The organism is Streptomyces sp. IBSBF 2435, assembly GCF_036815005.1.
Taxonomy (GTDB): Bacteria; Actinomycetota; Actinomycetes; order Streptomycetales; family Streptomycetaceae; genus Actinacidiphila.
Window position 1 is genome coordinate 1 of sequence record NZ_JAJSYW010000297.1, and the last position, 5,073, is coordinate 5,073.

Sequence of the window (5,073 nt, forward strand, 5' to 3'; positions counted from 1 at the left end):
GTCTCTGTGTAAGGGGGTCCCCTGGGGTGCGGGGGTGTGGGGTTCCCCTTCGGTGCCTGCCGGGGGCGCGGGGAGCTGTGCGCTCAGCCGGTCATCGGGCGGTGGTCCGGATGTGACGGCAACAGCCCCTTTGGGTCGGTGGCGGCCCGCGTCCCCGGTGGGGGTTGGTCGCGCGGTTCCCCGCGCCCCCGGGGGAGGTACGGCCGGGCAGCGGGCCGGTGAGGTGGGCGCCGACCGTCTCGGGCGGCAGGCCCGCCGCCAGCCAGCCGGCGACCGAGCCGCTCTCGCGGGCGTGACCCTCTTCTCCGACGACGGGCGCTGCGTGGACGACGCGGGACTGGTGCTCGACCTGCCCACCGCGATGGCCCGGCACGGCACCGCCTTCGCCCAGCCCGCGCAGAGCACCGCCATCGTCCGCGACGGCACGATCGACATCGTCGCCACCGACCACGCCCCGCACCCGGCCCGTACGAAGTCCGGTTCCTGGCTGACCGCGGCCTTCGGCCTGACGTCCCTGGAGACGGCGCTGCCGGTGGTGGCCGACGTCTTCACCGACCTGCGTACCGGCACGGTGGACTGGGCCGCGGTGGCCGCCGTGATGTCCGTACGCCCGGCGGCCGTCGGCGGCGTCGCCGACCTCGCGGGCCGCCCGACGGCGCCGGGCGAACCGGCGACCTTCCATGTCGTACGCCCCGAGCACTGGCGCCCGCACCCCGCCGCCCGCTTCAGCCGCTCGGCCAACTCCCCCTTCCACGGTGACGACTTCGCCCCCCGCGTCCGGCTGACCGCGCTGGCCGGCCGCCCCGCCCACACCCTCCCGTAGGCCGCGAACCGCGAACAGCGAAGTGCGCCCGGACGCGGCTCACCCCCGCCCGGGCGAACCGGACGGGGGGCGGGCAGGAGCGCGCGGAGAGCGGGGCGCCGGTCAGGCGCGCCAGGGCAGCTCGGCCGTCACGCGGGTCGGGCCGCCGGGCGGGGAGTCGACCGCGAGGACACCGTCCACGGAGTCGAGGCGCTCACCCAGACCGGCCAGCCCGGAACCTGCCGACAGGGACGCGCCGCCGCGCCCGTTGTCGGACACGTACAGCATCAGCCGGTCCTCGACCTGCCAGACGTCCACCGAGGCGCGGGAGGCGCCGCTGTGCTTGCTGACGTTCTGCAGCAGCTCGGAGACGGTGAAGTACGCGATGCCCTCGATGGCGGGCACCGGCCGGGCCGGCAGGTCCACGGTGACGGTGACCGGGACCGTGCAGCGGGCGGCGACCGCGGACAGCGCCGGGCCGAGGCCGCGGTCGGTGAGGATCGCCGGGTGGATGCCGCGGGCCAGGTCGCGCAGCTCCTGGAGGGCGATCTTGACCTCGCCGTGTGCCTCCTCGACCATGACCGCGCCCACTGCCGGGTCCTCCAGCAGCTTCTCCTTCGCCATGCCGAGGTCCATCGCGAGGGCGACGAGGCGGGCCTGCGCCCCGTCGTGCAGGTCGCGCTCGATCCGCCGCAGGTCGGCCGCGGCGGTGTCCACCACGACACCCCGGTCGGACTCCAGTTCGGTGACCCGGTCGTCCAGCCGGGAAGGGCCGAGCAGGCCGAGCACCATCATCCGGTCCACGTGGGCCATACCGCGGATCACCCAGGGCATGGCCAGCACCAGCAGCCCGCCGACGACCACGCACAGCGCCATGTCCGCCGGGGTGTGCAGCCACCAGCCGTGCCTGCCGTCGCCGCTGCCGTACATCTGCAGGCCCTGCTGCCCGAAGTAGACCGGAAAGATCCAGCGCCACAGCGGGTACGTCAGCAGGCCCCAGCCGTAGGTGAAGAAGCTGAGGGAGACGGAGAAGGTGAAGATGCCCCACGGGAAGTGCAGCAGCGTGTAGATGGCGTGCCGCCAGTTGACGCCGCTGCCGAGCTGGGCGCCCATCCTGGCCAGGAAGCCCTTGCCCTTGGTGCGGACCGGCCCCGGCTCGTCCACGTCGAGCAGCAGCAGCCCGCGGGCCCTGCCGCGCTCGACCCGGCCGATCGCCCGGCAGCCGCCCAGGCTCAGCACCAGCAGCGGCAGCCCGATGAAGGTGATGAGCAGGCCCGCGCTGAGCGAGAGCATCGTGACGGTCCACACGAAGCCGGTGACGGCCATCGGCAGGTTCAGCAGCGCGTAGCCGAACTCCCGCCACGTCCTGGCCTCGAAGGGCGCCCGCACCGCGACCGGGACGCGGTGCCGCTCCTGCTCCTGGACCTCGTAGCCGTACGCCATGGTCGGGACCGTCCTTTCCGCGCTGCTCGTCATACCCCAAGACTCGCCCGGCGGGGATCGCGGACCCATGGTGCCGATCGGTCTCTTCGGGGTGGGGTTACCCCTACCCGGGGCCGTCCGCCGCCCGGCGCGCGTCCGCCCCGCACGGCCGCGGGGCCGTGCGGGGCGGACACCGGTGTCAGCGCGTCAAGGTGTCAGCGCTTCAGCCTGTTACGAGAACGTGCAGGTGGTGGACCCGATGGGGAGGTTGTTGCCGGTCGAGTTGGCCGTGAAGCCGAACGTGGTGTTGCCGTCCGGGGCGATCGTGCCGTTGTAGGCGGCGTTGGTCACGCTCACGGCCCCGCCGCTGGTGGTCAGGGTGCCGTTCCACAGACTGCTGATCTGCGTCCCGGTGCCCGGCGTCCAGTTGACCTTCCAGTGGCTCGTCGGCGAGGTCCCGTGGTTCATGACCTCGACCTCGCCCTGGAAACCGCCGCTCCAGGCGTTGGTCACCGAGTACATGGCCATGCAGGTGCCGTCGCCCGGCGGGGTGGTCGGCGGCTGGGACGTGGGCGGCGTGGTCGGCGGGGTGGTGCTGCCGAGGTGGATGCCGGTGACCTCGCCGTGGCCGCCGTCGAAGGCGACGTCGGAGCAGGAGAAGAAGTTCTCGTTGCTGTCGGAGCGCACCCACTGGATGAAGATCAGCGCGTTGCCCGTACGGCCCGCGGGCAGCGCCTGGTCCCAGTAGTAGTGGCCGCCGTCGGTGCCCGGCGAGCCCACCGCGGGCGGGTTGGTGCTGGTCCCGATCGGGTCCAGGTCGGCCCAGGCCAGCGGGGTGGTCGGGGACCAGCCCTGCTTGGTCACGTAGATGTGGAACGTGCCCGGGTGCGCGGCCCAGTTGCTGTACTGGAGCTGGATCGTGGAGCCGGACGTCAGGTGCGTGCGCGGCCAGTCGTCGCGGGCCGCGTTGTAGGCGGAGAAGTCGTACGGCGACTTGTTGCCCGCGCTGCACAGCGTCCCGTCGGGCACGTAGCCGGAGGTGCGGCCGCCCGCGTTGGAGTCGAGCACCGCGAACCAGTTGTAGAGCGGCGTCGTACCGCTCTGGGCGACCGCCGCGGCACAGGCCGGGTTGGTCGGGGTGAGCGCGCCGGTGGCGGTCTTGGCGTCCTGGTAGCAGAGGTACGTACGCGAGCCGGGCGCCATCGCGACGCCGTGCGCCTGGGCGGAGCCCTGGCCGAGCAGGACGATGCCGAGGGCCGAGAGCAGCGTGGCGAGGGCAGCGATTAAGGAGAGCTTCCGGTTTCTCTTCGAGTTTCTCTTCAAGGTGGTGACCTTTCCGGGAACGTCCCCGGGGCCGTGGTCCACCGCAGCCGGGTCCCCGGGGGTGGGGGGTAGGCGGGAGACTTCATGGGAGCGCTCCCATTCGCGAAGCTAACAGCACATCAAGGACGTGTAAACAGCTCGATCACAGGTACATGCCAAAGTCGGCGCGCCACGTCCCGCGGGCCGCGGCGCGCCGGGCCGGGTCAGCTCCGGCTGGGTGCCGCCTCGGTGCCGATTCAGTGCCGCTTCACCGCTGCGGCCGGCGGAAGTCGCGGTCGCGCCAGGGGAGTTCCGCCGTCACGACGGTCGGGCCGTCGGCCGGGGAGGCGACCACGAAGAGGCCGTCCACCGAGTCGAGGCGCTCCGCGAGCCCCGCCAGGCCCGAGCCCGCCGACACGTCGGCGCCGCCGCGCCCGTCGTCGCGCACCTGGATCATCAGCCGGTCGGAGCTGCGCCACAGGTCCACCGAGGCGTGCGAGGCGCCGCTGTGCTTGCTGACGTTCTGCAGCAGCTCGGAGACGGTGAAGTAGGCGATGCCCTCGATCGCCTCGGCCGGGCGGGCGGGCAGGTCCGCGGTGACCGAGACCGGGACCGTGCAGCGGGTGGCCACCGACGACAGGGCGGCGTCCAGGCCGCGGTCGGTGAGGATCGCCGGGTGGATGCCGCGGGCCAGGTCGCGCAGCTCCTGGAGGGCGATCTTGACCTCGCCGTGTGCCTCCTCGACCATGACCGCGCCCACTGCCGGGTCCTCCAGCAGCTTCTCCTTCGCCATGCCGAGGTCCATCGCGAGGGCGACGAGGCGGGCCTGCGCCCCGTCGTGCAGGTCGCGCTCGATCCGCCGCAGGTCGGCCGCAGCGGTGTCCACCACGACACCCCGGTCGGATTCCAGTTCCGCGATCCGCTGCTCCAGCTCGTCGGACGGCTGGAGCAGCCCGCGTACCAGCGCCCGGTCCACCGCCGACATCCCGCGGGACAGGAACGGCAGCACAGGCCAGGCGACGAAGAGGGAGGTCAGCGTCACAGTGAAGGTGACGATGCCCCACGGCAGCCGGATGGCCAGATACAGCGCGTGCCGCCAGGCCACCGGATCCTTCAGCGTGACCCACAGCCAGGGCAGGAAGCCCAGGTTGCCGGGCCGCAGCGGACGCGGGTCGTCCACCTGCACCCCCAGCAGCCTGCGCGCCCTGGCCCGTTCCACCGTGCCCAGCATCCGGCAGCCCAGCAGGCCCATCGCGAGCAGCGGCAGGCCGATCACGGTGACCGACAGGCCCGCGCCGATCGACAGCGTCGCGACGACGTAGACGAAGCCGAGGATCGACATCGGGAGGTTGAGCAGCAGGTTGAGGATCTCCTTCCACGTCACAGCGTCGAAGGCGAAGCGCGGTGGCGGGAGGGCGGCGCTGTCGGCCGGGTCGGCCGCGGCGGCGGTGACCGTGCGGGATGCGGAGGGCGGCGAGGCGTTCATGGCCCCAGCCTGCCGGGGGAGCGGCCTCCCGCGCCATGGGGGGAGTGGGCGGGAGCTGGGT

Annotated in this window: 4 protein-coding genes; 1 reads left to right on the forward strand and 3 read right to left on the reverse strand. The window is 73.0% G+C overall.

The genetic code is table 11. The features are described 5' to 3' along the window. The first annotated feature begins 292 nt into the window (after window positions 1–292). The gene (locus tag V7E46_RS32285; protein WP_333771731.1) at window positions 293–823 is read left to right on the forward strand and encodes a hypothetical protein; all 531 of its coding nucleotides are present in this window, start codon (window positions 293–295) and stop codon (window positions 821–823) included. A 102-nt stretch (window positions 824–925) separates the two neighbouring features. On the opposite strand, the gene V7E46_RS32290 is transcribed toward V7E46_RS32285, so the two are convergent. From V7E46_RS32290 to V7E46_RS32300, 3 genes are all read right to left on the reverse strand, one after another. Further along, on the reverse strand, window positions 926–2,245 hold the full coding sequence (locus tag V7E46_RS32290) for a sensor histidine kinase (RefSeq protein ID WP_333771734.1): 1,320 nt from the start codon (window positions 2,243–2,245) through the stop codon (window positions 926–928). Window positions 2,246–2,455: 210 nt separating this feature from the next. Further along, the gene (locus V7E46_RS32295) at window positions 2,456–3,547 is read right to left on the reverse strand and encodes a lytic polysaccharide monooxygenase (protein WP_333771732.1); all 1,092 of its coding nucleotides are present in this window, start codon (window positions 3,545–3,547) and stop codon (window positions 2,456–2,458) included. A 247-nt stretch (window positions 3,548–3,794) separates the two neighbouring features. Then, window positions 3,795–5,012 carry a sensor histidine kinase gene (locus V7E46_RS32300; protein WP_333771733.1) on the reverse strand — a complete coding sequence of 406 codons (1,218 nt, stop codon included), beginning with the start codon at window positions 5,010–5,012 and terminating at the stop codon, window positions 3,795–3,797. Window positions 5,013–5,073: the final 61 nt, after the last annotated feature.